A 25,205-nucleotide genomic window follows, 5' to 3' on the forward strand; every position below is an offset into this window, starting at 1 on the left:
CCGTGGAAGGATCTATGAACCAGCCGGCATGGGGGCAGCTTGTAGCGCCGGGTCCACCAAAACACAACGGACATGGTGTCCGCTACTCACTTCGGTCGGCGGTGGCATGCGCTCGGAACAGACCTGGCGAGCGTACGCGCAACGCGGTGCAAATGAGCAGCCGGGCGCGAGTTGCGAGAGATCGGGCGGAGAGCCGCCGATCGTCGCGAGGCGCTGCCCGCGAACCATGCCGCCTTCGCTGCGGCTGTTGAGCAGGGCGATGGTGTACGGGTGACGTGCACTGCGGATCAGATCGCGCACCGGACCCTCTTCCACGATCGCGCCGCCATACATCACCGCGACGCGATCGGCGATCTCGACGGCGGCCGCGATGTCATGCGTGACGAACACGATCGAGAGCCCGAGCTCACGCTGCAATTCGCGCAGCAGGATCAGCACCTGGATCTGCACCGTGGCGTCGAGCGCGGTGGTCGGCTCGTCGGCGAGGAGCACGGACGGGCCGCCTGCCAGCGACATGGCTATCATTGCGCGCTGTCGCATGCCGCCTGACATCTCGTGTGGATAAGCGTCCAATCTGCGCTCGGGGCTGGGGATGCGCACCGCCTGCAACAGCTTCAACGCTTCGGCGCGAGCTTCGCTGCGGCTCATCGGACGATGCACGCGAATCGCCTCGCCGATTTGCTGGCCGACGGTGTAGACCGGATCGAGTGCGAGCAGGGGTTCCTGGAAAATCATCGCGACCCGGCCGCCGCGCAGCTTGTTCAACTCGGCGCGCGTCATGGCGAGCAGGTCGTCGCCTTCTATCGCGATCGTGCCGGCCAGCCTGGTCGTTCGAGGGTCGTGCAGACGCATCAGCGAGCGCAATGTGACGCTCTTGCCCGAACCGGATTCACCGAGCAGGGCAACGGCCTCACCGGCCTGCACATCGAGCGATACGCCGTTGACGGCGCGCACGGGACGGCTGCTGCGCGTGAACGTCACTTCGAGATTGCGTACGGATATCGCGGGTCTACTACGGTTGACATTCATGCCGATACGCCTCCTTTCGCCGCGCTATGACCGGAACCCGGCTCGTGCATCAGACAGGCGACCATGCCCGCGCCGGTGTCGCGCAACGCGGGCATGCGGGCGGCGCAGATCGCCTCGGCATTCGCGCAGCGCGGATGGAAGCTGCAGCCCGTCGGTACATCCACGGGGTTGGGCGGATCGCCCGCGAGCGGTGGCGTTTGAGTGCGATGGTCGGGGTCCATCGACGGTACGGACGACAGCAGCGCCCGCGTATACGGATGCAGCGGTTGCGTGAAAATCTGCTCGTTGTCGCCGATTTCGATGACCTTGCCGAGATACATGACGAGCACACGATCGCACAGGTAACGCACCACGCCGAGGTCGTGGCTGATGAAGAGATAGGTCAACTGGAACTCTTCTTTCAGGTCCAGCAGCAGATTGAGCACCTGTGCCTCCACCGATTTGTCCAGCGCCGACACGGCTTCGTCGAGAATCACCATGCGCGGGCGCAACGCGAGCGCGCGAGCAATGTTGACGCGCTGCCGCTGGCCGCCGGATAGCTCGTGCGGATAGCGTCCCGCGAAGCGCACCGGATCGAGCCCCACGCGCTGCAGTAACCGATGCGCGCGATCGAGCGATTCGTCGCGGCTCACACCATGCACGCGCGGCCCGAACGCGATCGACTCCTCGATGGTCATGCGTGGATTGAGTGACGAGTAGCTGTCCTGGAACACCATCTGCACCTGGCTGCGATAGCGGCGCAAAGGTAGTGCGCGGGAGCCGACACTTTGCGCGTCGAACACGAGTTCGCCCCTGTCCTGCGCCGACAGCTGCATGAGAAGCCGCGCGGTAGTCGACTTCCCGCAGCCCGATTCGCCGACCACGCCGAGCGTCTCGCCTTTCCTTACGTCGAAGTCGATGCCGTCGACGGCTTTCACCGAACCGCGCGACGCGCCCGGCAAGGCCCCGCGCAAGGGAAAATGTCGCACCAGTCCACGTACCGACAACAGCGGCTGGAGCGGGCCGCCGAGGTCCTCGTTCAAGATGTCCGCCATCGTTTAGCCCTTGATTTCCATCGCCTGGCGAATTGCGTCGGCGAGCAGGTTGAATGAAATCGACGTGATGAAAATCATCACGCCGGGCAACGCGGCAATGATCGGCTGCGTGTAGATCGCGTTGCGCAGCGCGTTGAGCATCAACCCCCATTCCGGGCTCGGCGGCGTCACGCCCAGGCCGAGAAACGAGAGGCCGGCGGCGAGAATCATCGAGACCGAGATCAGGCTCGTGGCGTACACGAAGATCGGCCCGAGCACGTTGCCGAGCAGTTGCACGCGCACGATGGTGAAGGGCGATGCGCCGGACGAGCGCGCGGCGTCGATGAAGTCGCTATTGCGCAATTGCGTGGTCACGCTTTCAGCCACGCGGATCACCTGCGGGATGAACACGATGGTCAGCGACAGCAGCGCGTTCTTAATGCCGGCGCCGATCGTGCCGGAGAGGGCGACCGCCAGCAGCACCGAGGGAAACGCGTAGAACACGTCGACGGTGCGCATCACGAGCGTGTTGGCGACGCCACCCGAGTAACCCGCGAAAATGCCAATCGAGCCGCCCACCAGAAATGCGATCACGACGGGCGCGATGCCCATGAAGAGCGACAGGCGTCCGCCCATGATGAGACGTGACAGCAGGTCGCGGCCGAGTTCGTCGGTACCGAGCAGATGCCCGGGCGTGCCGACGGGCTTCAGACGCTCGAGCATCGATGCCTGGAAGGGATCGTGCGGCGCGATCCAGGGTGCGAGGATCGCCATCAGCAACAGCAGCGCGACCACGGTCCCGGCGACGAGCGCGACGCGGCTTTTGCGCACGCGCCGCAGCGTGTTGCTCCAGTAGCCGGGAGAGCGCAGCGGGGCCGTATCGGCGACATTGGCCGGGGTTAGCGGAGTGGACAATTTGCTTTCCATGGTCAGGTGCGCGCGATGCGTGGATCGAGGACCGTCTGCAACGTATCGACGATCAGATTCACCAGCACGAAGAGCAGCGCCAGCGTCAGGATGGTTCCTTGCAGCAGCGGATAGTCGCGCTGGAAGATAGCCGTGTTGAGCAGGAAGCCGGTGCCGGGCCACGAGAAGATCGTCTCGATCAGGATCGAACCGCCGAGCAGATAGCCGAGTTGCAGCCCCATGACGGACAGCGCGGTAGGCGCGACGTTCTTCGCGACATGCGCGAGGATGGCGCGGTTGCCGAGCCCTTTCGCGGCGAGGCCCACGATGAACTCCTGACCGAGAATGTCCCCGACCAGCGCGCGGACCGTGCGTGCGATGATGCCCATCGGAATCACGGACATGGCGACGGCCGGCAACAGCATGTAGCGCACGTGCTGCCAGTCCCACGTCCAGCCAGCGGCGCCGTCCGGGCCGCCGCCGGTGGCGGGCAGCCACGGCAGGTACACCGCGAAGACGATCACGAGGACGATGGCGAGCCAGTAATGCGGCACGCTCACGCCCAGCACCGACACGAACGACGACACGCGATCGACCAGCGTATTGCGGTAGTAGCCGCCGATGAAACCGAACATCCCGCCAAAGCAGAAGCCGAGCAGCGTCGCGACGAGGGCCAGCCGCAACGAATAGGCGAGTGCGCCGAAGACGTCGGTGGCGACGGGGTCGCCCGTGGAAATCGAGGTGCCGAGGTCGCCGTGCAGCGCGCGCCACAACCACGTCACGAATTGCACCGGCAGCGGCTTGTCGAAACCGTATAACGCGAGCATCTGGTTGCGCAGTCCTTCCGAGGCGTCGGCGGGCAGCACGGATGAGAGCGGGTCGCCTGGCGCCAGATGCAGCAGCAGGAAGCACAGTAAGGTCACACCCAGCATGATCGGGATGGCATAGATCACACGGCGGATCAGATACATGAACATCGCAAGCTCCATCGTGGGTCACGGCACGAAGCCGTGACCGTTTTCATGAACGCGCTATTTGATCGACATCGTGGCGATGTCGATCAGCCAGTTGTGCGGTTGCACGACGCCGGTGACCTTCGGCGACATGGCGCGCGGTCCGACGTCATGCGCGACGAAGATCATCGAGTTCTGGTCGGTCATATAGGCATGCAATTGACCGAGGTAAGCGTCGCGCTTGGCCGGATCGAACGAAGTGCGGGCTTCCTGCACCAGCTTCTCGGTAGTGTCGTCGCTGAAATAGCCCCAGTTGTTCGACGCGGGTGGAAACGCGCCCTTGCTGGAGAAGCGCACCATGCCGAAGAACGGGTCCATCGTGCTCGCGCTGACGTTGATGACATTCGCCCCGTGCGCCGCCGGATTGCTTGCGCCGAGACGCCAGTTGGTCAGCAACGTGTTCCAGTCGAGCACCTCGAGCTTGACGTCGAAGAAGCAGGCTTTGAGGCTCTCCTGCATGTATTGATTCATTTCCTGCGGCTGCATCTGTCCCGAGCCCGACGATGACATCTGCACCCTCACTTCCATCGGTTTGTCCTTTGAGTAGCCCGCTGCGCTCATCAGCTTGCGTGCCTCGTCGGGGTCGAACCTGATCTTGTTGGTGGGGTTGCCCCACCACGGATCGCCCGGCGAATAGATGCCGAGCGCGGGCGTCATATAGCCGCCGAGGAGCGTCTTGAGGCCTTCACGGTCCACGCATTCGTTAGCGGCCTGGCGCACCCGCTTGTCGAGCCAGGGCGAGCCCGGCGCGAACGACAACTGCCACGGCCAGATATGCGGCTGGGTGTTCGCGTAGATCGTGTAGCCGGCCGACTTCAATTGCGGAATCGCATCCGGTGCGGGCGCTTCGATCCAGTCGACCTGATGCGAGAGCAACGCCGCGGTGCGTGCGCTCGCTTCCGGCATCGGCAGCAGGATCAGGCGGTCGATCTTCGGCACACGTTTTTGATCCCAGTACGCAGGGTTCTTCACCATCTCGATGCGCTGGTGGGCGACGAAGGTCACCGCCTTGAATGGACCTGTGCCCGACGGATGCGCCGCGAACGCCGACCATGCCTGTGCGGAACGTTTGGCGGCATCCGTCTGCGAGGCCGGCACGGCGGCCAGGTCCTTGGACCATTCCACGGGCGAAGCGAAGTAGAGGTTGACGAGGTTGTACGGGAAAAAGGCGTCAGGCACGCTCGTGGTCAACTCGACCGTGAGGTCGTCGATCTTGCGGGCCGACACGAGTGTCGGCATGCGCGAGAGCGTGAGGCCGGCCTGGCGCGGATCGAATTGCGGCGCCTGTTTGTCGAGCACCTTCTGCACGTTCCACACCACGGCATCCGCGTTGAACGGCGAGCCATCATGGAACTTCACGCCCGGGCGCAGTTTGAATACCCATTTCGTCCTGTCGGCGTCGTCGACTTTCCAGCTTGTCGCGAGGTCGGGGATCAGGCCGGAGGGCACATTGGCCTTGGACAGATCGAACTGGATCAGCGAATCGAACATCGTGATGCCGGTGAAGCGATTGCCCTCGTATCCCTGGTCCGGCTGGCCGCCGGTGAATGGAATGTCGGCGGCGGTCATGGCTACGCGCAATACCTTCTCCTGAGCGAAGGCAGGAGCGGCGACAACGAGGCTGAGCGCAAGTGCGGCGGTCACGGAGCGCAAGCTGGATTTAGGCGGATTCATGCGTGAACGTTCCAGAGGTTGAGGGAGGCCAAGGGGTTGAGAAAGAAGACATCACGGCTGGACAAAACTGATGCCGATGCGCGCGGCAGCGTTGAGCAGATGGGTCTGCATGGCGAGCATGGCCGCGGCGGGGTCGCGCGCGCAGATCGCAGCGGCGATCGCGCGATGCTCGGCGGCGGGCTCATCGACTCGCTCGCGATTGGAGAAGGGGCGCCGAACGCTGTCGGTGATGCGATCTTCGAAGTCGTGCGTGAGTTGGTACAGGTGCTCGTTGCCGGTCAATTCGGCGATCAGTTGGTGGAATTCGAGGTCGGCTTGCGAAGCGGTGACCAGATCGAGCGAACGCAAGGCTTCTTCGAAGCGCGCCTGCACGCCCCACAGACGCGGCGCGGCGCGCGCATCGCAGAGTCGCGCGGCGAGACTCGCCGCGGCGGGTTCGAGGAGAAAACGAAGTTGCATGATGGCGCCGGACGGCGCTTGCGTCGGCAGAATCGGATTGGTTTCGGTGTCCGCGAGCACGCCATTGCGACCGGAGACGAAAGTCCCTTTGCCTGCGATCGAACGCACGAAGCCGAGTGCTTCGAGCATCGAGATGGCTTCTCTCAAGGAGCCCCGGCTAATGCCGAGCGATTCGGCCAGATCTCGTTGCCCGGGCAGCATTTCGCCGGCGGCGTAAGTGCCAGCAAGGATCTGGCTCTGCAGCGTCTGCGCCGCAATCATGGGCATGCTCATGGGTTCCCTTCGGACGGCGAGGACGGGACTGGACCAACCGGTTGGACCAATGCAAGCTGCGTGCCATCGAGGGTTTGCCCAAGCGCCAAGGGGCTTCTACGTATTGCGAGGCGCCTCGGCGCGCTGACGCGGGGCGTGTCGCACGGACATGGGTGAGGGGTGCGCGTCTTTGGGGCGCGAGGGTGCGCCGGTCCAGAGCGTTGCAGCGATGCGCTGCGCGAGTTGCAGACGGGGTGGCGGAGGTCCCGTCGCCGCTACTGGCAGTCCGCCTGATACCAAACATCGACCCGGCGTTGCGCCGCCTGCAGATCGTCCGGGTAGTCCGGATCGAACCATCTCGACGGGTCATAGCCCGCTTTCCTCAATGCCGCCAGCTCGCTCCCGTTGCGCTCGCGCGTAAGCGGCTCGTTGTTCCTGAGCGCGGTGAGGTCGCGGCATTGAGTCGTGCTCAAATGCGTCGTGTTTTGCGGCATTGAGCCCGTCGCGCAGCCAGCCAGCAAGAGTAGCAAGGCCGGATGCAACGACCGGATCGTTCGTGCGAACTTCATGGTTCTTTTCCTTGCGGCCCGCAGCGGGTCATCGCGGCTTCACGCACCGAAATCCTGCGTACACGTACTGATAATGCGGCTGAAACCAGTTTCGGAAAGCAGGCCGCAACATGCATTGCGCGGTCCGTGCCGAGCCGCCTTTGATAACGTAGTGCTGGCCGTCGAAAAAGTTGGCCGAATAGCCGAGATAAAACGGAAACGCTTCGAATCCGGGTAAGGCGTCGAATACGGTCGACGTCCATTCCCAGCCGTTGCCGAACTGGCCTTCCACGCCGAATGCGCTGACGTTGTCCGGATGCGCGTCGACTGGTTTGGGGTCCCAGCTGCGGAAATCGAAATTACCCGACGCGGCGTGTGGCGCACCGTGAGCCGCGCGTTGCCATTGCGCCTCGGTGGGCAGCGTCTTGCCGGCCCAGCGGGCGTAAGCGTTGGCTTCGGCATGGCTGACGTAGGCGGGCCAGTCGAGCGGCAGCGGCACTTCGTCGAACATGGTGCGCAGCAGCCAGGCGTCGTGCTTGCCGTTTGTGTCGCTCGCGTCGCTTGCGTCGTTTGCCTCGAGCCGCGACCAGCAGGCCGGATGGTCGATCTGTTCGGCTTCTCTCCACGCCCAATCCGGCGCCGACCACCACTTCGGCTCGCGATAACCACCTGCAGCGATGAACGCCAGAAATGCGCCGTTCGTCACCATATAGCGGTCGATCTCGAAAGCGGGCACGTCGACGCGCAACTCGCCGAACTCGTTGTCCCAGCCAAATTGCCCAGCCTCGCGCGACATGCCCAGCACGGTCGAACCCGCCGGTATGCGGACCATCGACGACAAGCTGTGATCGCGCCCGGCATGCGTCACCGCCGCTTCGCGCAACTCGGTGACCTTCTGCGCGAGCGGCAGTTGGTGAAGCATGTATGCCAGCGTCTCGGCATGCATCAGCCGATGTTCGATCGCAACGTTCAGCAATTGCTCCGAAGTCTCGGCTTGTGCGCCGTCGTGGCCGAGGCGCGCCGCGGCTGTCATGGCGCCGAGTTGCCGATCGATCTGTTCCCGGGCCCGCGACGTGTACGCGTGCACGGTATCGAGCGACGGCCAGTCGCTGGGTTGGTCGGTCGGAAAACCGCCGTCGACGGGATCGATGCCGAAGGCAAACAGTTCGTCGAGAGCCGGGTCGAAAGCAGGCAGATCACACAGGCGCTGATCGAACAGATTGCGATCGAAGGCTTCAAGGTGGCCGATATAAAAGACGATCCGGTGACGCTCGCGGATCGGCCGTTCATATAGAAACTCGGGTTTGACGATGGAAAACAGCGCGTCAGTGACCTGACGCGCGTCGATCAGACGCTGGACGAGCGGATGGTGCGGGGCAGGGTCGCGATTCATTTCGCCATGTCTCCTTGCGGGGGACGGACTAAAGACTGTACCCGCTCGCAGGAGCCATGCCAAGCCGAAAGCGCGCTATCCGAGGCTGAACCGGGCGCCTGGCGGCGCGTCGGGAACCCGGCTGGCCGGTTTAGACCTGCCGCAGCGCTTCCAGATCGACGATCCGGATGTGCTTGCCTTGTGTGTCGATCAGGCCGCGTTTTTGAAATCTTGACAGGGTGCGGCTGACGGTTTCAAGCGTCATGCCGAGATAGCTGCCCATGTCTTCGCGTGTCATACGCAGGTTGAATTCCGACCACGAATAGCCGCGTTGTGCGTTGCGTTCCGACACGTCAAGCAGAAATGCGGCAACCCGTTCGTCTGCTGACAGCGACCCGAGCACCATCATCTGCGCGGCCTCGCGGACGATCTGCTCGCCCATCAGTTTGTGCAGGCGCTCCTGCATGGAGCCGATTTCGCGGCACAGCGACTTCAGCGCAGTGTAAGGGACGATGCAGACGGTGCTGTCTTCGAGTGCGAGGGCGCTGCAAGCATGCGTGTCGTCGCTGATGCCGTCGAGACCGAGCGCCTCGCCGGCCAGCCGCAGGCCGGTGACCTGTTCGCGTCCGTCGCGGTGCGCCATGATCGTTTTCATGGAGCCGGAGCGTACCGCGTAAATATTCTCGAAGTGGTCGCCGCTGCGATACAGCGCCTCGCCGCGTTGCACCGAGCGCGCGGAGCAGATCAGCGTTTCGAGTTTCGTCAGTTCGTCGGGCGACAAACCTTGAGGCATGCAGAGTTGTCGCATCGCGCAACTCGAACAACGTGCCGTAGTGCGCGCGGTTGCCCGCACGGGAGTCGCACGTCGGCGGGTGCGCGGCGGCAATGAATTTGCGGTGGAGTCGGGAGCGTCGGCAGCGTCGGCAGGGCGAGTAACAGCGGTAGGAGTGAGCATGTTCTGCAGCCATTTGTCAGGGTAGTGAAGGATTGTCCCACCGCCCATGGCCGCCGCTTCGCGACAAAATGACGCGCTTGGTCGTTTAGGGGTATTGAGCAATGTCACGCCGAGCGTTCGTCGCTTTGGATATGGACTGCTATGTATCGTCAAATGATGGCTGGAGCGCGCAACGGCGACGGTCCGTCGCGTTGCGCGTAGCCGGTTCAGGCGGCGGCTTCGCTCTCGCGGCCGGCTGCGGATGGGATCAGCAGCACCGGCAAGGTGGCCTGGCGGATGCAGCGTTCGGCGACGCTACCCAGAATCAGGCGCTGGAAGCCACGCCGTCCGTGTGTGCCCATCACGAGCAGGTCGGCGTTGAACGCGGCAGCCGCCTTCAGTACCGCGACCGAGACATCGTCGAGCGACGACGCTTCGCCGACCACAAGGTCGCCTTTCACACCTTGCTCAGCCATGATTTTGGCGAATTCCGCGCCGAGTTCCTTACCTTCCTCGACGAGACGGTTGCGCAGCACCGAAGGATCGTAGCCCGGCGCTTCGAAATACATGGGCGTGTTCTCGACGACGTAGAAAGGTTGCAGCACCGCGCCCGACGATTTGGCCAGCGCGAGCGCGGCGTCGAAAGCGCGGCGCGAAGTGTTGCTGCCGTCGACCGCAACGAGAATGCGTGTGTACATGATGACTCCGCTTCTGAGAGATCCAGCTCCTATTGGAGCTTAAATGATTGCTGAAAAAGATGCATCGCGCCAAGATGTAAATCAAACATCTGTCAAATTTTTCGATAAACCACACTTCACGGCTGAGGGCCGACCAGCATGGCTTGCCGGCCGGCGAGTCAAGCCGGGACGCATACATCGGATCGAGTTTGAGGAAAGTTTGCCTTACAATCGATCCCTATTCAGACAAGCTGTTTCAGCCCCGCTGATGAACGAGCGCAAAACCACGGGCTTGCCCGAGAAGATCTACGGCGACATCCTCAATCGCATTCTCGAGGGCGAGTACAAGGAAGGGGAGCGCCTGCCGACCGAGCATGCGCTGGCGGAGCGCTTCGCGACGTCCCGGCCGACGGTGCGCGAAGCCTTGGCGCGCTTGCGGGCGGACGGCATCATCATGACGCGGCACGGCTCGGGCACCACCGTTGCGCGTCGGCCCGATCCGGACGTGCGCCGCTTCGCGCCGCTGGAAACGCTGTCCGACATCCGTCGCTGTTACGAATTTCGCATCGTGACGGAGGCTGGCGCCGCCGAGCAGGCCGCGCTCAAAGCAGATGCTGACGACATCGCCGCCATCCAGCACGCCTGGGATCAACTGGAGCGCATCGTCGAAACGCAGGGGATCGGCGCGCAGGACGACTTCATGTTCCATCTTGCGGTGGCGCGCGCCTCGAAGAACCCGTTTTTCATCACGGTGATGTCGTTCATTGAAGAACAGATTCTGTTCAGCATGAATCTGTCGCGCAATCTGTCGCTCGTGAAGACGGTGGAGCGGCAGCGGCTCGTGCAGGCTGAGCATCTCGCCGTGCTCGCCGCGATTCGTTCCAGGGACGCTGCGGGCGCTGCGGGCGCGATGCGCGCTCACCTCGAGAATGCGCTCGAACGGATGTTTGGCTCCTGAGCGAAGCGGCGTGAGGCACGCGTTGAATGCAGCGCGCCATTGGCGCGCTGCACAGCCGACTGGCCTCGGGTCGTGACCTTCTGTGAATTTTATGTGACCGTTATGCCGCCGCGGCCATCTGCCCGAACAACGCGGTTCGGGTTTTCAGACTCACCGCGATATCCAACGCCACGGCCCGCTCCACGCCGATCTGCAGCGGCGCCCCGAGGCGGGTGATCTCGATGCCGGTCTTGCGTAGCAAGCGCTCGATCGGCGTGGTGGTCACCGTGACATAGCGCGTGATGCCCATCTGGTCCGCGAACGTCACCAGTTCGTGGATGGCGCGCATCGTTACGTCGGCAAAACCAAACGACTGTTCCTCGCCGCCGGTTTCGATCGCGAACCGGCTGAGTTCCCAGATGTGCCGCCCGAGCGGCGCCTCCGCGCCATGGAGCAATTGCGGGAACGTGTCCTTGAGCATATTCGGGCCTTCGGTCGGCATCAGGCGCCAACATCCCCGCACCTGCCGATCGTCGCCTTGAATCAGCATGTAGTGCGGCCCGAGCGCGTCGTAACCGTCGATCTCCATACCCGCGATGGTCGGAATCTCCCAGCCGAGGCGGCCGTGAAACACCCGTGCCCGCAGGCGATACATCTCGTTGATGTCGGCGTTGTCGAATTCCTGACGCATTCCAATCCGGATTGCAGTTTGCATGACGTTCTCCTGAACGTGTTGGGGTACCCAATACGCAAGAAAACTTATGCATTTTGAATCGTTCTGCCACCTACCTACCTGGATAGGTGTGCATGCTTATCGGATAACGCAGAATTCGAGACAGGTATCCGCACACAACCGACAGGGCTCAAAAATGGAACTTCTCGAAAATCACTGGCAACCGCAAACCGGTCTTCAAACCCGCCCGGCGGAGGCTTCGTCGGCGGTCGACCGCGTTCTGATCATTGCTTATCGCAAGAAGAAAAAGGAGAGCCAGCGCCGCTTCTGGGCACGCTTTGGCGTGACGCAGTCGCGTGGCAGCCGGTTCGAATCGGGCGCGGAAATTCCGGCGCCGGTGTCGATCCTGCTGGGCTTGTACTTCACCAAAACCGTGTCCGACGCCGACCTGGGCCGCGCCGAGCGGGTGTTGTACAGCCGCGAAGCCGCTGCCTTTCTCAACCCGGGTCAATAAGACCTAGCTGAGTTGCGATCACGGCCGCCGCGCGCCGCGAATTCACACCGAATTTCGTCCTGATGTTCTTCATGTGGAAGTTCACTACGGCTTCCGAACAACTCAGGATGTGGGAAATCTCCCATGTGGATTTGCCGCGCGCGGTCCATTTCAGGCATTCGCGTTCGCGCGGCGTGAGCTTGGGCAGCAAGGTCTGAGTGTGCGTATTCAAATGACGCTGGCTCGTGTCGATCACCAGATCGCGCAATAGCACGAGATTCGGCAATGCAACGTTGATGTGACGCCAGAATTCGTCGTTCGGATTGCTGTCGTTGACGAAACACATCATGCCCGCTTCCTGATTCGGACCATGAATCGGCAGCGTGACGCCAGAGCGCAGGCCATGCGCGCGGGCCTCCTCATACATGGACTGCTGTGGTTCCGTCGTGAAAATGTCCGGCGACCAGATCAGCGGCGTCGCGCGCGTATGGCAATGCGCGACGGTCGGGTCGATGTGCATCATTCCCTGTTCGTCATACGTGCGCCGCCATTCCGGCGCGTAGGTGCTGCGAATGTAGGCGTCTTCGAGTCGGATGGTCGGGCGCGGCAGCATGGCGATCAACAGCCTGTCGAAGCCCCATGTCTCGGCAAGTCCCGTAATCGCGCCGAACCAGGCCGCTTCATCCGCGGCGTCCAGCAACGGTGCCATCTGCTCGATAAAATGTAGCGACAATTTTTTAACTCTCTCAGGCTCGCAAACGTCCCGTTGCGGTTAATCGCGGTACGGTTTTCCGTCCGGCTTTTATCTATACAAGATATCACTAAAAAATATTTCGCCAAGCCGGCACACTCTCCAGACCTAAAAGCCCAATGGCCGCGGCCCCGCCGGGGACGTGAACGGCACGAACTTTATATAGGATTTACGAAACCAATTATCATTCCCCGCTCAATAACATGGGTAATTGTTCTTGTGCCGGCGTAATCATGCTTTTGATCGGCGACATTATCGGCGCTCCAATACGTTTGAACGCTAACGCCCACATGTCGGCAAAACCGCGCTTTTCTCCGCGAGCCACGACCGCTAGCGCGCAAGCGACGGCTTGCAGCTCGATATCCGCACGCGCTATTGTCATACAAAAGCCGCGCCTTGCGATCCGCCATCCACCTTAGGCACCGGTTTCCGACGCAGTCCCACTATGCCGCCGACATTGCCGCCAGCGCAATTCGACGTCGCCCGGGCATCATGCGAAGATCGACGACGCCGCGCGCATCCGCCCGCGCCGACAGCGCAATCTCGCCAACCAACCCTACCGAACCGTCAACGCCTCCGCATGCCCGATACCAGCCGACGCTATCCCGACCCTTCCATCCGCGTGTTCGACCCGCGTTTTAAACCGCTGATTCTCGCCTCCGCTTCCGTCGAATGTCTGTCTCAGGGCGCGCGCTGGTCGGAAGGGCCGGTCTGGTTCGGCGACGGCCGTTATCTGTTGTGGAGCGATATTCCTAACGACCGCATTTTGCGATGGGACGAACCGAGCGGCGTGGTCACGACGTTCCGGCAGTCGTCGAACAATGCCAACGGGCACACGCGCGATCGCGAGGGGCGCCTCGTCAGTTGTGAGCACCTGACGCGCCGCGTCACGCGCACCGGGTACGACGGCTCGATCACCGTGCTCGCGGACCGCTATCAGGGCAAGCGCTTCAATTCGCCGAACGATGTGGTCGTCAAATCCGACGGCTCGATCTGGTTCAGCGACCCCACCTTCGGGATCGACAGTTTCTACGAAGGCGAGAAGCAGGCGTCGGAGTTGCCGGCCTGCGTCTACCGCGTGGATGGCCAATCCGGCGAGGTGACGATGGTCGTCGACGACGTGCTCGGTCCCAACGGCCTCGCGTTTTCGCCGGACGAGTCGGTGCTCTACATCGTCGAATCCCGTGGCGAGCCGCGCAAGATCCGCGCGTTCGATGTCGACGGCAAAGGTGCCACGCTGTCGAACAACCGCGTGCTGATCGACGCGGGACCGGGCACGCCGGACGGCTTTCGCGTCGACATTCACGGCAACCTGTGGTGCGGCTGGGGCATGGGCACCGACGAACTCGACGGCGTACGCGTCTTCACCGCGCAGGGCGAGCCCATCGGGCATATTGCCTTGCCGGAGCGTTGCGCGAACGTCTGCTTCGGTGGACGTCATCGCAATCGCTTGTTCATGGCGGCAAGTCACGGTCTGTACGCCCTGTACGTCAACACGCAGGGTGTGCGCGGAGGCTGATCGCGTCATGCAAGTTGCCTGACAAGTGGCGGCGCGAGCGCGGCAAGCCCTCCGGGTTTGCCCTTTGATGCGGCGCGCAAACCGCTGGCGTGAGGGGATTTCCGCGAAAATTGGCGATTTTCACGAGGAGCGACGCGCCGCGAACATTTGCTTGACATCAGCTATTCCGCTTCGCTATGTTCCATGCAGAGACGAGAGCAGGACACCATGCGCGACTTACCTGGCCCGGTGTCCCTCCATACGAAGAAGCGAGGAGACGCAATGACTGTTTCGGGCAGGTTGGCGCTCAGGCTGGTGTCTTTATGTCTTGCGGCCAGCGCCGCTTTCGCATCGGCCGCGCGCGCGGCTGACCCGGTCACCCTCAATATCGTCGACGTCGCCGGCGACTTGCAACTCACGCAAAAAGCCTTCGAAGCCTTCAAGGCGAAGTATCCGAATCTCGTCGCCAACTTCACCTTCACGAATGCGCCGGCGCCCCAACTGCCCGGCAAGATCAAGGCGATGCAGGGTGCGGGCCGCTCCGACATCGATCTCGTCCTGACGGGCACGGACGCTCTGGCGGCCGGCATCGAACAAAATCTCTGGATCAAGCTACTGCCCGACAACGCGGCGCAGTTCCCCGGCGTGCTCGACAAATACGCAGCGGGCCCGCGCAAGATGCAAGACCTCGCGCAAGGCTACGGTCTCGAAGTCGCTTATATGCCGGCAGGTCCGCTGCTCGAATACAACCCCGCCAAAGTCAGCGACCCGCCGAAGACGCCTGAGCAATTGCTGCAGTGGTGCAAGGCGCACCCCGACAAGCTGATCTACGCGCGTCCGGCGAATTCCGGCCCCGGCCGCACGTTTCTGATGGGTTTGCCCTACGTGCTCGGCGACAGGGACCCGCAGGACCCGATTCACGGTTGGGACAAGACCTGGGCCTTTCTCAAACAACTGAACGACTGCGTTCCCTACTATCCGGGCGGCACCTCGGCCGTGATGAAAGAACTCGGCGAAGGCTCGCGTGACATGACCGTCACGGTGACGGGCTGGGACATCAACCCGCGCGCGCTCGGCATCGTGCCTGCGGAATTTCGCGTTCAGGCATTCGACAACATGACGTGGGTGAACGATGCCCACTACATGGTGATTCCGAAGGGCGTGCCGAAGGAAAAGCTCGACGTGCTCTACAAGCTGATGAACTTCATGCTTGAACCGGCGCAGCAGGCCATGACCTACGACGACGGCTATTTCTATCCCGGCCCGGCGATCAAAGGTGTGACAGTCGACCAGGCGCCCGCGCACAGCCAGGACGTGCTGAAGAAATATGGTCGGCCGGAATACGCAAAGCTGCTGGCCGAGCGGCCGCATGCATTGCCGTTGAATGCAGCGGCGATGGTCGCCGCCTTCAAGAAATGGGACACCGACATCGGCGCGCAGAAAACCAGATAGCGCATGCGCTGGCGTTGACCGGCTCACCGTTTCAGCGCTTCAGGAAACCACCATGAAGCATCACTTCGAAGAGTTGCGGCTCGATTCGGTGAGCCGCAGTTTTACCAGCACGGAAGGCCAGCCGATCGCCGCGTTGCAAGGTCTCGATCTCACGATCCGGCGCGGCGAGTTCATCGCCTTGCTGGGACCTTCGGGGTGCGGCAAATCGACGGCGCTCAATTGCATCGCCGGTCTGCAGCCGTTGAGCGGCGGCGGTATCTGGCTCGACGAGAAACGCATCGACGTGCTGCCGCCGGAGAAGCGCGGCTTCGGCATGGTGTTTCAGAACTACGCGCTGTTTCCGCATATGAGCGTGCTCGATAACGTCGGCTTCGGATTGAAGATGCGCGGCATCGGCAGAGGCGAAATCACGCGACGTGCGCGCGCGGCTTTGCAACTCGTGCAACTGGTCGGACACGAACGTAAATTGCCCGGTCAATTGTCCGGCGGTCAGCAGCAGCGCGTTGCGATTGCGCGTGCCATCGTGATCGAGCCGCCGCTGATCCTGATGGACGAACCGCTGTCGAATCTCGACACGAAACTGCGCATCGAGATGCGCGCCGAGATTCGTCGCATCCACAGTCAGCTCGAACGCGCGACCCTCTACGTCACGCACGATCAGGACGAAGCGCTCTCGATGGCCGACCGCATCGTCGTGATGAAAGAGGGCGTTGCGCAGCAGATCGCCACGCCGAAAGAGGTGTACACGCGACCACGAAATCTGCACGTCGCGCGCTTCATGGGTTACCGGAACGTGCTGGCGTTCGAACTCGACGGCACCCAGGGCGACAGCGTGGCGGTCAGCGCGAACGGCGTGCGTCTGATCGGCACGCCGATGGCGGGTTTCAACAGCAAGCGGGTGAGCGTCGCGCTGCGGCCCGAAGATATCGAGCGCGCGCCGCCCGGCGCCGACAACGCTTTCGACGCTACCGTCATCACCGTCGAATACGGCGGTCATGATTCGCTGCTGCGTATCAAAACCGCATTCGGCGAGCTGTGGGCCCGCATGGCCGGCGAGTTCGCCGAGGGCGTGCGAATCAGCCTGCGCGTGCCGCCGTCGCGCATACTGATCTACGACGACGAGGCCGCATGAACACGCCTATGCTGTCGCCGCCGCTTGCGCCGCGCGACGCCAAGGCGTGGCTGGTCGCACCGGCGCTGATCTTCATCGGCGCGCTGTTCATCTATCCGTTCGCGTACGGTCTGGCGCTGTCGTTCCGGCCGATGAACGGCGGCAGCCCGTGGGCCAACTATCTGACGTTCTTCACCGACACGTCGATGTGGCCGACGATTCTCGTCACGCTCAAGCTCGCCGTGCCCGCGACGCTAATCAACGTCGGCGTCTCGGTGCCCGTGGCATTCGCGCTGCGCCGCTACTCGCGCTATCAAAAACTCGTCACGACCTTGCTGGTGATTCCGGTGACACTCGGCACGGTGCTGATCGCCGACGGCATGCTTACGTATTTCGGCCCGAACGGCTGGTTTCCGCAAGCGCTGCACGGTTTGCATCTGTACACGAACGAAGTGCGCCTCACGCACAACTTCTGGGGCGTGCTGATCTCGCTGATCGTGTCCGGATTTCCATTCGCGTTTCTGTTGACGCTCTCCTACGTGACCGGCATCGATCCGACGCTGGCGAGCGCGGCCGCGACGCTCGGCGCGAGTCCGTGGCAGCAGTTTCGCCGCATCTATTTTCCGCTGCTGCTGCCGGGCTTGACGATGGCGGCGTGTCTGTCGTTCGTGCAGGCGTTTTCGGTGTTTCCATCGGCTGTGCTGCTGGGCGCGCCGGCCGGACCCACGCGTGTGATGTCGATCGCCGCGGCCGAAGCCGCATTCGAAAGTTACGACTACTCGCTCGCGTCGGCAATCGCCATGGTGATGGGCTTCGTGCAGTTGCTGGTGGTCGCCGCGATGCTCGGCGCGCGCCGCTTCTTCTATCGCGGTCCGGTAACGGGGGGCAAAGGCTGATGACGAGCGAACATCGCGCGACGCCGCCTGCGTGGACGGCGTCGTCACACGATCAGCACGATGGTGCGCGCGAGCCCGACAGGCGCGTCGAGCGCGTCAAACCGCAAGCAAGCTTGCCGGGCCGTGTGTGGCGCTGGCTGGTATGGGGCGCAATGGTGTTTTTCCTCGTCAACGTCGTGCTGCTGATCGCGACCGTGGCGGTGAATTCGGTGGCGACGCGCTGGTTCGGCACCTTGTTGCCGCAAGGCTTCACGCTGCATTGGTATGCGCAGGCCTGGAGCGATTTCCAGCTCGCCAGCGTGTTGTGGGTGACGGTGGAAGTGGTCGGCGCGGTCGTGCTGCTATCGGTGCTGCTCGGCGTGCCCGCGGCTTATGCGCTGGCGCGGGTGCAATTCCGCGGCAAGCGTATGGCGATGCTGATCTTCCTGTTGCCGCTGATGGTACCGCCCGTCACGTACGGCATTCCGATGGCGACCGTGATGTACAGAATCGGCCTGGCCGGCACGCTTGGCGGCGTGATTCTGGCGAACCTCGTGCCGGCGCTGCCCTTCGTCATTCTGGTGATGACGCCGTTCATCGAACAGATCGACCCGAACCTCGAAGCGGCGGCGCGCATTTTCGGCGCGAACACCTTCCGTTATTTTCGGCATGTGCTCTTGCCATTGCTGGTACCCGGCATGCTCGCGGCGGGCTTGCTGGTGCTGGTGCGCACCATCGGCATGTTCGAGTTGACGTTCTTTACCGCCGGGCCCGCGACGCAAACGCTCGTCGTCGCTTTGTATTACGCGGTCTTTTCAACTGGCGTACGCGCACCGCAATCGATCGATGCGATGGCGATGATCTATATGGCGATCACCCTGATCTGGGTGCTGATCGCGCTGCAGTTCGTGAGCCCGACGCAGATCGTGTCGCGCGTGAAGGAACCGACGCGTTGAAGGTTTGCCCGCATCGGGGCAATTACCGATGCCGCAGCAGTTGCTGCAGAAGGAGGCTCGCGATATGTTCTGTATGTGGGAGGTGCGGCGCGACTGTCTGGCGAGCCGACCATTCACCGACTTTACCCAGGGCCGTGAGAGAGAGTGAAGCTGCCGGAGAGTAGCGACACGCAGGATGGGAAACGCGATGCGGCTGGGCCGCATCGCGTGTGTCCCGATCGGACCGTCAGTAACCCACGCGATATACACGACCGGTTTGCACGCCTTCCACGCTGCGCACATAAGCGAGCGCGGCGCGCTGGGCGCTGACCGGCTCGAAGCCGCGAAAGTAGGGGGCATAGGCGCCCATCGCTTCGGTGAGCACAGTCGGGCTGACCACGTTGATCCGAATGCCGCGCGGTAATTCGACGGCTGCGCCGCGCACGAAACCTTCGAGTGCGAGATTGACCGTGGTCGCGCTCGCGCCCTGGTAGATCGGCTCGTCGGCGATGATGCCGCTTGTCAGCGTGAACGAACCACCGTCGTTCAGGTACTGCTGCGCGCCGAGCACCACGTTAATTTGACCCATCAGCTTGTCGCGCAGCCCGACCCAGAATTGCTCGACGGTCATCTCCGGCAGCGGGCCGAAATGCACCTTGCCGGTCGCCGTGACCACACCGTCCACCTTGCCGATCTCGCGAAAGAGCCGCTCGACGCTTGCCGGGTCGGTGCTGTCCACGTGATAGCGGCCGCGCGTCGCGCCCACTTCGATGACTTCATTGCGCGCTTTCAACTCTTCGCACACGGCCGTACCCAGCGTGCCGGTGGCGCCAATCACGACGATCTTTTTCATCTCCTGCTCCGTTTCGGGTTGAATGCAGTCGATTGTGCCGACCTTGGCCACCAGGAAAAAGCCGTACGGATGCGCAAGTCCTGCAACCCTGAGTTTCTAATCCAGCAGAAGCAGTCTGGCCGTGCGCACCGTGAATCAAACGGTGCGCACCAGGTTATTCCCTGGTTAATCGGCTCTCGCGTCGCAATTCAAACGCATTCATGAATCGCGAATTTTATTTCACCCGATGTAATTCGATCACACGCGTCGGCCTCATATGGTTGAGCGCGTAATGAATACGACCACGGTCCTGGCGGCTGCTGACCGGACGCGGATCGTCGTATTGGTGATCTGCGGAGTACGCGCCTTGCGGGGGCACCATGCCCTTGTCGATTACCGTATAACCCGGTTCGAGCGCGAGCAGCAGGTGATTGCCGCCGACCCGGCTGTCGAAGCCCGCCATGCCGTCGTGCGCCTCGGGCACGCTGTTGACGAGGGTCGCATTGCTCGTGGTGATCTCGTCGGGCGAAATCGGGCTATGGCCCGCAATGCGTGCGGCCTCGAGATTTTTTCCGTCGGTGTCGACCGTGCTGTCGTGCGTGCGGTCGTTATGCAACTCAGTCGAACTCAGGCCGTGCATGGCCGGTTGCTTGTCGCTGTCTGCTGGCTTGTTGATATCGCTGTTCATCATGCATTCTCCGTTGAAGAGGACATGGTGTGAGGTGCAGCAAAACCCGTTCCGGCTACCGCAATACCTGGTTCGCCGCGTTTCTGCCGAGCTTTCGCGGCGCGCAGAAGCGCGAGATATTCAGTCGCCAACTACATCCGAGATTCTTTTCGATTTTTTTAATGGACGCGTATTTTCTACAGAGTATGATCTTACTCCGGCGAGCGAAGCACGGTTAATTCGACGAGATTTGCGGCTGACTTTTACGATGGCCGGCAACAACGACCGTGCTACTCAAAACATTCTATGGGGCCGTCAGGGCGGGTGACACATGCACTTCGATGCTGCATTCACACATCGCGGCTATTTGTTGAATTGCGCGCCTGCGCGCGCCGGCGATGGCACTTGGCAACCGTATGTGGTCATCTCCCGTTCGAGCGACGGCGAACTCGTCGCTAACCGTTTTTTCCCCACTGACCTGCGCTTCGCCGACGAAGCCGCCGCCATCGCCCATGCGCGCGACTGGGCGGTTCGCTGGATCGATGCGAGCAGCGTGACAATCTGAATGAGCGCATTTCGCGTCGACGCCGCTGCGTGAGCCGCGCCGCCTGGGCGACGTTACGCGAGTGTGCGCAAAACGCGGTAATCTCTCGGCATAATCACTTCGAACCGTGTCAACGCACGGCGCTGTCTTTTATGCCTAACGTGCCTGCCCATAACTGGGGCCTCGAACAGATCGTTGCCGACTTGCGCGCCTCGCGTGAAGAATTACATCGCACGCGGCATCCGCTTGGCATTCGCGAATTGCCGTCGCGCGAAGCGGTGAGCAACATCGTCACCGGGCTGCGCGCCGCGCTGTTTCCCACGCACTACGGCGCGCCCGATCTGACTGACGAAACCGTCGATTATTACGTCGGCCACACGCTCGAAAGCACCTTGCGTCTGCTCGCCGAACAGATTCGCCGCGCCTTGCGGTTTCTGCCCGAATTCGGCGAGACACCCGACGCCGATCTGAAGGAGCGCGCCTTCAACGTCGCGCGCGAATTCGGCACGCAACTGCCGGCCATTCGCGCGCTGCTGGTAAGCGACATTCAGGCGGCGTTCACTGGCGACCCCGCCGCGCAACACATCACCGAAATCCTGCTTTGTTATCCGGGCGTGTGGGCCATGACACATCATCGGCTCGCTCACGCATTGCATCGTCTCGGCGTGCCGTTGCTGGCGCGTTTCATCAACGAGATCGCGCACTCGGCCACCGGCATCGACATTCACCCGGGCGCGACGATCGGGCCGAGTTTCTTCATCGACCACGGCACGGGCGTGGTGATCGGCGAGACCGCGATCATTGGCGAACGTGTGCGTGTCTATCAGGCGGTCACGCTCGGCGCGAAGAGTTTCGCGGCGGACCTCGACGGCACGCTGATCAAAGGAAACGCGCGTCATCCGACCGTCGAAGACGATGTCGTGATCTACGCCGGCGCGACGATTCTCGGACGCGTGACGATCGGACGAGGCTCGGTGATCGGCGGCAATGTGTGGCTCACGCATAGCGTGCCGGCGGGCAGCAGCGTCTCGCAAGGCAAGATCCGCGAAGGCGAGCGTACCGACGAGGCGCGTCGATGATGCGCAAGGCGGCGCGTGTGGCATGGGTGTTACCTGGTGCGTCAGGAGAGTCGGGTGCGCCGGGAGCGCCGCATACGCCAAGAGCATCGCCTGCATCAGATGCGTCACATCCACCAGGTGCATCACACGCGCCACGGCCTGCGCGGCGCCAGGCGCCAACGTGCGCGCTCCCGCACCACGGCTGAGCACCGAGTCATGTCGCGCGGCCGTATCCACATGCCTCGCTGTGCGATTACCGGCATCGAAGCGACGGTGGCTGAAACCGCCCATTCGTTTCCGCGTCATTCACACGACCGTTTCGGCGTGGGGGTGATCGTGCGCGGCGGACATCGGTCGGCGAGCGGGCGGGGCCCCGTCGAAGCGCGTGCGAACGACGCGATCATGGTCAACCCCGGCGAAGTCCACGACGGCGCGTCGCTCGACGAGCGCGGGCGAGCCTGGCGCATGCTGTATTTCGAGCCGTCGATGTTATCCATTGCCGCCGCCGAACTGAGCGGCGCCGCGGCGCGCGAGATCGAGCTGATGCAACCGGTAGCGCATGACGCCTTGCTGAAGCGTCTGTTCGAGCGCTTGTTTTCGGTGTCGGTGGAAGCGCCGTCCGTGCTGGACGATCTGGTGCGCGAAGAGGCGTTGCTCGAATTGCTCGCGCATCTGGTGCGCACTCACGCGACGCAATCCGCGCCGTTGGTGCGTGTTGTCGCCGGGCCGATCGCGCGAGCCAGAGCGCGTATCGACGACGACCCGGCTTCGCCGCTCACCCTAACCGATCTGGCAGCCGATTCCGGCATGAGCCGTTTCCAGTTGCTACGCAGCTTTGCGCGTGAGACGGGTCTGCCGCCGCATGCGTACCGAATGCAGCGGCGCGTCGTACTCGCGCGGCGCTCGATCGCGCACGGCGCGACGCTGGCGGACGCAGCAGCAACAGCGGGCTTCGCGGACCAGAGTCACATGACGCGGGCGTTCGTGCGCCTGCTTGGCGTGACGCCCGCCAACTACGCAGCGGCGGTGCGCCAGCGCGTCTAGCCGGCTCGCAGATGCTGCAACCAGGGGACTCCGTGCATTCCGTGCAACCAGACTTGTTGCCCGACGAAATACGCCGCCGCCCACGAAGCCGCCACCACGATCAGATCGCAGTGTCCGCTGTTCCACAGATTCAACGAATGGCGTCGGGCAATCCAGGGCACGCCGAGCGGATTCGGCCAGTCCGCAAACAAGTGCATCAGACCTCCGCAAGCGAAGCCGAACGCAGGCGCGGCGTACGCCGAATGTCCGAGCCAGTGATAGGACACCGCGAGCAGAGCGAGCCAGCCGATGCCCCAGTGCGTGAGCGTACGATGGGTGATCCACAAACGCCGCGCGCGCGACCACCACGCTACCTCGAGCCAGTCGGGCGCCGTGCTGCCCGCCACGCCGGCAACGAAACTCAGCAGCACGCCGATATGAAAGGGAGCGCCACCGCCAATGCGCGCGACGATCGCCGCCGCGATGACGCCGGCGGCAAAACCGGTGGCGTGATGTGCTTTGCTGGATGCCATCGAAACTCGCGGCGTCACGCGCCGCCTGTAGAACAAAGGGCGGCTATGTTGGCAGAAGGGACGATAAAAAAATAGCCGACGCGCGAGTTAAAAAAATCACGTATCGGCTTTGCCGTTGGAAACGCCGCGGCTCGATCGAAAGTTCAGGTCGCGCAGCGTGCAATATCGAAGCGCATTTCCGGTTCCGGTGGATCGTCCGGTGCATTCGCGGGATGCATCACCTTGATGACCGAGCCGGTGTTCGACGGTGTCAGCGTGACGAAGTAGGAGTTGTTCGAATCCGAGCCGACCGCGATCTCTGTCGCGCTGCCGACGCGAGACAGACGCACGCGTGACAAACGGCTTTCGAGGCAATCGGCAATGTAAGCGGGCGCGCGTTGCGACGACACGTACACCAGGGGTTGGGAGGCATCGCGCGCGGGGCCGCTGGACGAACCGCAGGCAGCGAGTGAAGCGAGGACGGCAACAGCGGAGGTAAGCAGGAGAAGTCTTTTCATGGTCACATCGTCGTGGCAAGGAAGGCGGCCGGGCTCAGTATAACCACCGCATGCTCGCGTCGTCACCCGTTGAGGCTGCCAGGCTTGTGTCGAAACGTAAGGCCCACAAAAAACCCGCGCACGATCGTGTCGCGCGCGGGTTCGGCAGCAGGACGAATCGGTCGACTCGCCCCGCCCGGTTCGACAAAAAACTCAGAAGCGGTGACGCAGCCCGACAGCCGCTGCGATCTGGTTGCCGTTCGACGACGGTGCCAGCGTATTGATCGCCGCGACGTTCGAGCCGAAGTTACCGAGTTCGCCCGATGCATGCTGATATACGCCTTCCACGTACACATCAGTGCGCTTGCTCAGCGAGTAGTCGCTCTGCAGCGAGACCGTGTGCCACTTCGGATCGCCCGTGCCGTTCGCGCCCGACATCTTGCCGTCCGTGAACGTGTACGATGCCGCGAGACTCAATGCCGGCGTCAGCGCGTAACGGCCGTTCAGTTCGTAGTTGTCGAGATGCAGATTGGTGCCGGCTACGCCCGGCAGGGTCGCGCCGCCGACGTCGACGCCGGTGATGCCGTCCAGTTGCGTGTGCGTGTACACGAAGCCCGCGGTGGCCGGGCCGTACGTGTAGTTGATGCCCGCACCGAACGTGCGCTGCAGATCGGCCGCAATGGCTGCGGTGCCGTCGCCTTGCGAAACGGCGCCGCTCAGGTTCGAGCTGCCCGACTTGTTCAATTGCAAATACGCAGCGGCGACGCTCAACGGGCCGTTGTCGTACGAAGCGCCCGCGCTCCACGCGCGATTGTTCGAGAACTGGCCGGCCGAGTTACTGAAGCCATACAAGCCGCCAAATTTGAGGCCCGCGTAATTTGCGCTGGTGTACTTCACGGCGTTCCTGATCGAGAACGAGTTGTCGAGATTGTCGTTGTCGAACGGATGGGCGGCCAGGTTGTTGCCGTAGCCCGCGCCGGCTTCGGACAGCGGTGCCAGATAGTCGACCACCGAGTCGTACTGACGGCCGAGAGTCAGCGCGCCGTACTGATCGCTTTGCAGGCCGACGAACGCCTGACGATTGAACATCGTGCCGCTTTCCGTGTCCTGGCCATTGTTCAGGTTGAAACCGTTTTCCAACGTGAAGATCGCGTGCAGACCGCCGCCGAGATCTTCACTGCCGCGCAGGCCGAAGTAGGTGTTCGACACCGAGCCGCTACCCTGCTGCCAGTTGCTGTGGCCGCCCTGGTTGTTCGAGTAGACCAGGCCGGCGTCGAGCGTGCCGTACAACGTGACGCTGCTTTGTGCGTGAGCGGTGACGGCGAATACGCTCATGAGGCCGGCTGCAACGAGGATTTTTTTCATGATTGGATAACTCCGGGACAGTGCATTGGGGATTCGCATTCCAGTGTTTGCCGCCGATCGAACCGGCGGCCTGACGATCCGCTGCGAAGTGTATGCCGCCTATTC

The 25,205-nt window shown here is 62.8% G+C and carries 27 protein-coding genes; 10 read left to right on the plus strand and 17 right to left on the minus strand.

All coding sequences use genetic code 11. The annotated features are described in order from the left end of the window. Positions 1–12: 12 nt before the first annotated feature. From FQ705_RS09495 to FQ705_RS09540, 10 genes are all read right to left on the minus strand, one after another. A complete protein-coding gene (locus FQ705_RS09495; RefSeq protein WP_144140121.1) occupies positions 13–1,029 on the minus strand; it encodes an ABC transporter ATP-binding protein in 1,017 nt (338 codons plus the stop codon). Further along, entirely contained in the window at positions 1,026–2,051 is a 1,026-nt protein-coding gene (locus FQ705_RS09500) for an ABC transporter ATP-binding protein (protein ID WP_409934686.1), read from the minus strand. Before FQ705_RS09500 ends, FQ705_RS09495 begins: the two co-directional genes overlap by 4 nt. Before the next feature lie 15 nt (positions 2,052–2,066). Then, complete coding sequence (locus FQ705_RS09505) at positions 2,067–2,969, minus strand: ABC transporter permease (protein ID WP_144140127.1); 903 nt, start codon at positions 2,967–2,969, stop codon at positions 2,067–2,069. A 2-nt stretch (positions 2,970–2,971) separates the two neighbouring features. Next, positions 2,972–3,925, minus strand: coding sequence for an ABC transporter permease (locus tag FQ705_RS09510; protein WP_144140130.1), 954 nt, complete (start codon positions 3,923–3,925; stop codon positions 2,972–2,974). 54 nt (positions 3,926–3,979) lie between these two features. Then, positions 3,980–5,635, minus strand: coding sequence for an ABC transporter substrate-binding protein (locus tag FQ705_RS09515; protein ID WP_144140133.1), 1,656 nt, complete (start codon positions 5,633–5,635; stop codon positions 3,980–3,982). A gap of 51 nt (positions 5,636–5,686) precedes the next feature. After that, positions 5,687–6,367: a FadR/GntR family transcriptional regulator gene (locus FQ705_RS09520; RefSeq protein ID WP_144140136.1), complete on the minus strand. Its 681-nt coding sequence runs from the start codon at positions 6,365–6,367 to the stop codon at positions 5,687–5,689. A gap of 254 nt (positions 6,368–6,621) precedes the next feature. Continuing rightward, positions 6,622–6,915, minus strand: a complete 294-nt coding sequence (locus tag FQ705_RS09525) for a DUF4148 domain-containing protein (RefSeq protein ID WP_144140140.1) — start codon at positions 6,913–6,915, stop codon at positions 6,622–6,624. Positions 6,916–6,943: 28 nt separating this feature from the next. After that, on the minus strand, positions 6,944–8,287 hold the full coding sequence (locus tag FQ705_RS09530) for an SUMF1/EgtB/PvdO family nonheme iron enzyme (RefSeq protein WP_144140143.1): 1,344 nt from the start codon (positions 8,285–8,287) through the stop codon (positions 6,944–6,946). A 130-nt stretch (positions 8,288–8,417) separates the two neighbouring features. Further along, complete coding sequence (gene fnr / locus FQ705_RS09535) at positions 8,418–9,221, minus strand: fumarate/nitrate reduction transcriptional regulator Fnr (RefSeq protein ID WP_144140146.1); 804 nt, start codon at positions 9,219–9,221, stop codon at positions 8,418–8,420. A gap of 206 nt (positions 9,222–9,427) precedes the next feature. Beyond that, complete coding sequence (locus tag FQ705_RS09540) at positions 9,428–9,898, minus strand: universal stress protein (RefSeq protein ID WP_144140148.1); 471 nt, start codon at positions 9,896–9,898, stop codon at positions 9,428–9,430. Positions 9,899–10,145: 247 nt separating this feature from the next. Between FQ705_RS09540 and FQ705_RS09545 the strand changes: the two genes are divergently transcribed. Then, the gene (locus FQ705_RS09545) at positions 10,146–10,835 is read left to right on the plus strand and encodes a FadR/GntR family transcriptional regulator (protein WP_144142288.1); all 690 of its coding nucleotides are present in this window, start codon (positions 10,146–10,148) and stop codon (positions 10,833–10,835) included. A 100-nt stretch (positions 10,836–10,935) separates the two neighbouring features. On the opposite strand, the gene FQ705_RS09550 is transcribed toward FQ705_RS09545, so the two are convergent. Then, positions 10,936–11,529, minus strand: a complete 594-nt coding sequence (locus tag FQ705_RS09550; RefSeq protein WP_144140151.1) for an acyl-homoserine-lactone synthase — start codon at positions 11,527–11,529, stop codon at positions 10,936–10,938. A 154-nt stretch (positions 11,530–11,683) separates the two neighbouring features. On the opposite strand from FQ705_RS09550, the gene FQ705_RS09555 reads away from it, so the two are divergent. Further along, positions 11,684–12,001, plus strand: coding sequence for an XRE family transcriptional regulator (locus FQ705_RS09555; protein ID WP_144140153.1), 318 nt, complete (start codon positions 11,684–11,686; stop codon positions 11,999–12,001). Here FQ705_RS09555 and FQ705_RS09560 read toward each other — a convergent pair. Next, positions 11,985–12,689, minus strand: coding sequence for a helix-turn-helix transcriptional regulator (locus tag FQ705_RS09560; RefSeq protein ID WP_144142290.1), 705 nt, complete (start codon positions 12,687–12,689; stop codon positions 11,985–11,987). The two genes, FQ705_RS09555 and FQ705_RS09560, sit on opposite strands and share 17 nt — an antisense overlap. Positions 12,690–13,311: 622 nt before the next feature. Between FQ705_RS09560 and FQ705_RS09565 the strand changes: the two genes are divergently transcribed. The 5 genes from FQ705_RS09565 to FQ705_RS09585 all read left to right on the plus strand — a co-directional run bounded on the left by FQ705_RS09565 (position 13,312) and on the right by FQ705_RS09585 (position 18,623). After that, a complete protein-coding gene (locus FQ705_RS09565; RefSeq protein ID WP_144140156.1) occupies positions 13,312–14,250 on the plus strand; it encodes an SMP-30/gluconolactonase/LRE family protein in 939 nt (312 codons plus the stop codon). A 261-nt stretch (positions 14,251–14,511) separates the two neighbouring features. Further along, a complete protein-coding gene (locus tag FQ705_RS09570) occupies positions 14,512–15,681 on the plus strand; it encodes an extracellular solute-binding protein (RefSeq protein WP_144140159.1) in 1,170 nt (389 codons plus the stop codon). Positions 15,682–15,733: 52 nt separating this feature from the next. Then, positions 15,734–16,813 carry an ABC transporter ATP-binding protein gene (locus tag FQ705_RS09575; protein ID WP_144140161.1) on the plus strand — a complete coding sequence of 360 codons (1,080 nt, stop codon included), beginning with the start codon at positions 15,734–15,736 and terminating at the stop codon, positions 16,811–16,813. Beyond that, entirely contained in the window at positions 16,810–17,688 is an 879-nt protein-coding gene (locus FQ705_RS09580) for an ABC transporter permease (protein WP_144140164.1), read from the plus strand. Before FQ705_RS09575 ends, FQ705_RS09580 begins: the two co-directional genes overlap by 4 nt. Then, the gene (locus FQ705_RS09585; protein ID WP_144140167.1) at positions 17,688–18,623 is read left to right on the plus strand and encodes an ABC transporter permease; all 936 of its coding nucleotides are present in this window, start codon (positions 17,688–17,690) and stop codon (positions 18,621–18,623) included. The genes FQ705_RS09580 and FQ705_RS09585 overlap by 1 nt, the downstream gene beginning before the upstream one ends. A 226-nt stretch (positions 18,624–18,849) precedes the next feature. Here the strand turns inward: FQ705_RS09585 and FQ705_RS09590 are convergent, their stop codons facing one another. Beyond that, positions 18,850–19,455 (minus strand): short chain dehydrogenase, encoded by a 606-nt coding sequence (locus tag FQ705_RS09590; RefSeq protein ID WP_144140169.1) that lies wholly within the window; start codon positions 19,453–19,455, stop codon positions 18,850–18,852. A gap of 214 nt (positions 19,456–19,669) precedes the next feature. Then, positions 19,670–20,122 carry a DUF3005 domain-containing protein gene (locus FQ705_RS09595; protein ID WP_144142292.1) on the minus strand — a complete coding sequence of 151 codons (453 nt, stop codon included), beginning with the start codon at positions 20,120–20,122 and terminating at the stop codon, positions 19,670–19,672. Between the two features lie 310 nt (positions 20,123–20,432). Here FQ705_RS09595 and FQ705_RS09600 point away from each other — a divergent pair, with 310 nt between their 5' ends. The 3 genes from FQ705_RS09600 to FQ705_RS09610 all read left to right on the plus strand — a co-directional run bounded on the left by FQ705_RS09600 (position 20,433) and on the right by FQ705_RS09610 (position 22,747). Next, positions 20,433–20,666 (plus strand): hypothetical protein, encoded by a 234-nt coding sequence (locus tag FQ705_RS09600; protein WP_144140172.1) that lies wholly within the window; start codon positions 20,433–20,435, stop codon positions 20,664–20,666. Positions 20,667–20,797: 131 nt separating this feature from the next. Then, entirely contained in the window at positions 20,798–21,724 is a 927-nt protein-coding gene (gene epsC, locus FQ705_RS09605) for a serine O-acetyltransferase EpsC (RefSeq protein WP_144140174.1), read from the plus strand. Positions 21,725–21,919: 195 nt separating this feature from the next. Beyond that, positions 21,920–22,747 (plus strand): AraC family transcriptional regulator, encoded by an 828-nt coding sequence (locus FQ705_RS09610; protein WP_144140176.1) that lies wholly within the window; start codon positions 21,920–21,922, stop codon positions 22,745–22,747. Here FQ705_RS09610 and FQ705_RS09615 read toward each other — a convergent pair. The 3 genes from FQ705_RS09615 to FQ705_RS09625 form a co-directional block, all read right to left on the minus strand. Next, entirely contained in the window at positions 22,744–23,259 is a 516-nt protein-coding gene (locus FQ705_RS09615; RefSeq protein WP_144140178.1) for a metal-dependent hydrolase, read from the minus strand. The genes FQ705_RS09610 and FQ705_RS09615 overlap by 4 nt on opposite strands. 143 nt (positions 23,260–23,402) lie before the next feature. Then, positions 23,403–23,756, minus strand: a complete 354-nt coding sequence (locus FQ705_RS09620) for a sugar ABC transporter ATPase (RefSeq protein WP_144140180.1) — start codon at positions 23,754–23,756, stop codon at positions 23,403–23,405. A 192-nt stretch (positions 23,757–23,948) separates the two neighbouring features. After that, complete coding sequence (locus tag FQ705_RS09625; protein WP_144140182.1) at positions 23,949–25,100, minus strand: porin; 1,152 nt, start codon at positions 25,098–25,100, stop codon at positions 23,949–23,951. Positions 25,101–25,205 lie beyond the last annotated feature (105 nt).

It is taken from the genome of Paraburkholderia sp. BCC1884 (assembly GCF_900996225.1).
In the GTDB taxonomy this organism is placed as follows: Bacteria; Pseudomonadota; Gammaproteobacteria; order Burkholderiales; family Burkholderiaceae; genus Paraburkholderia.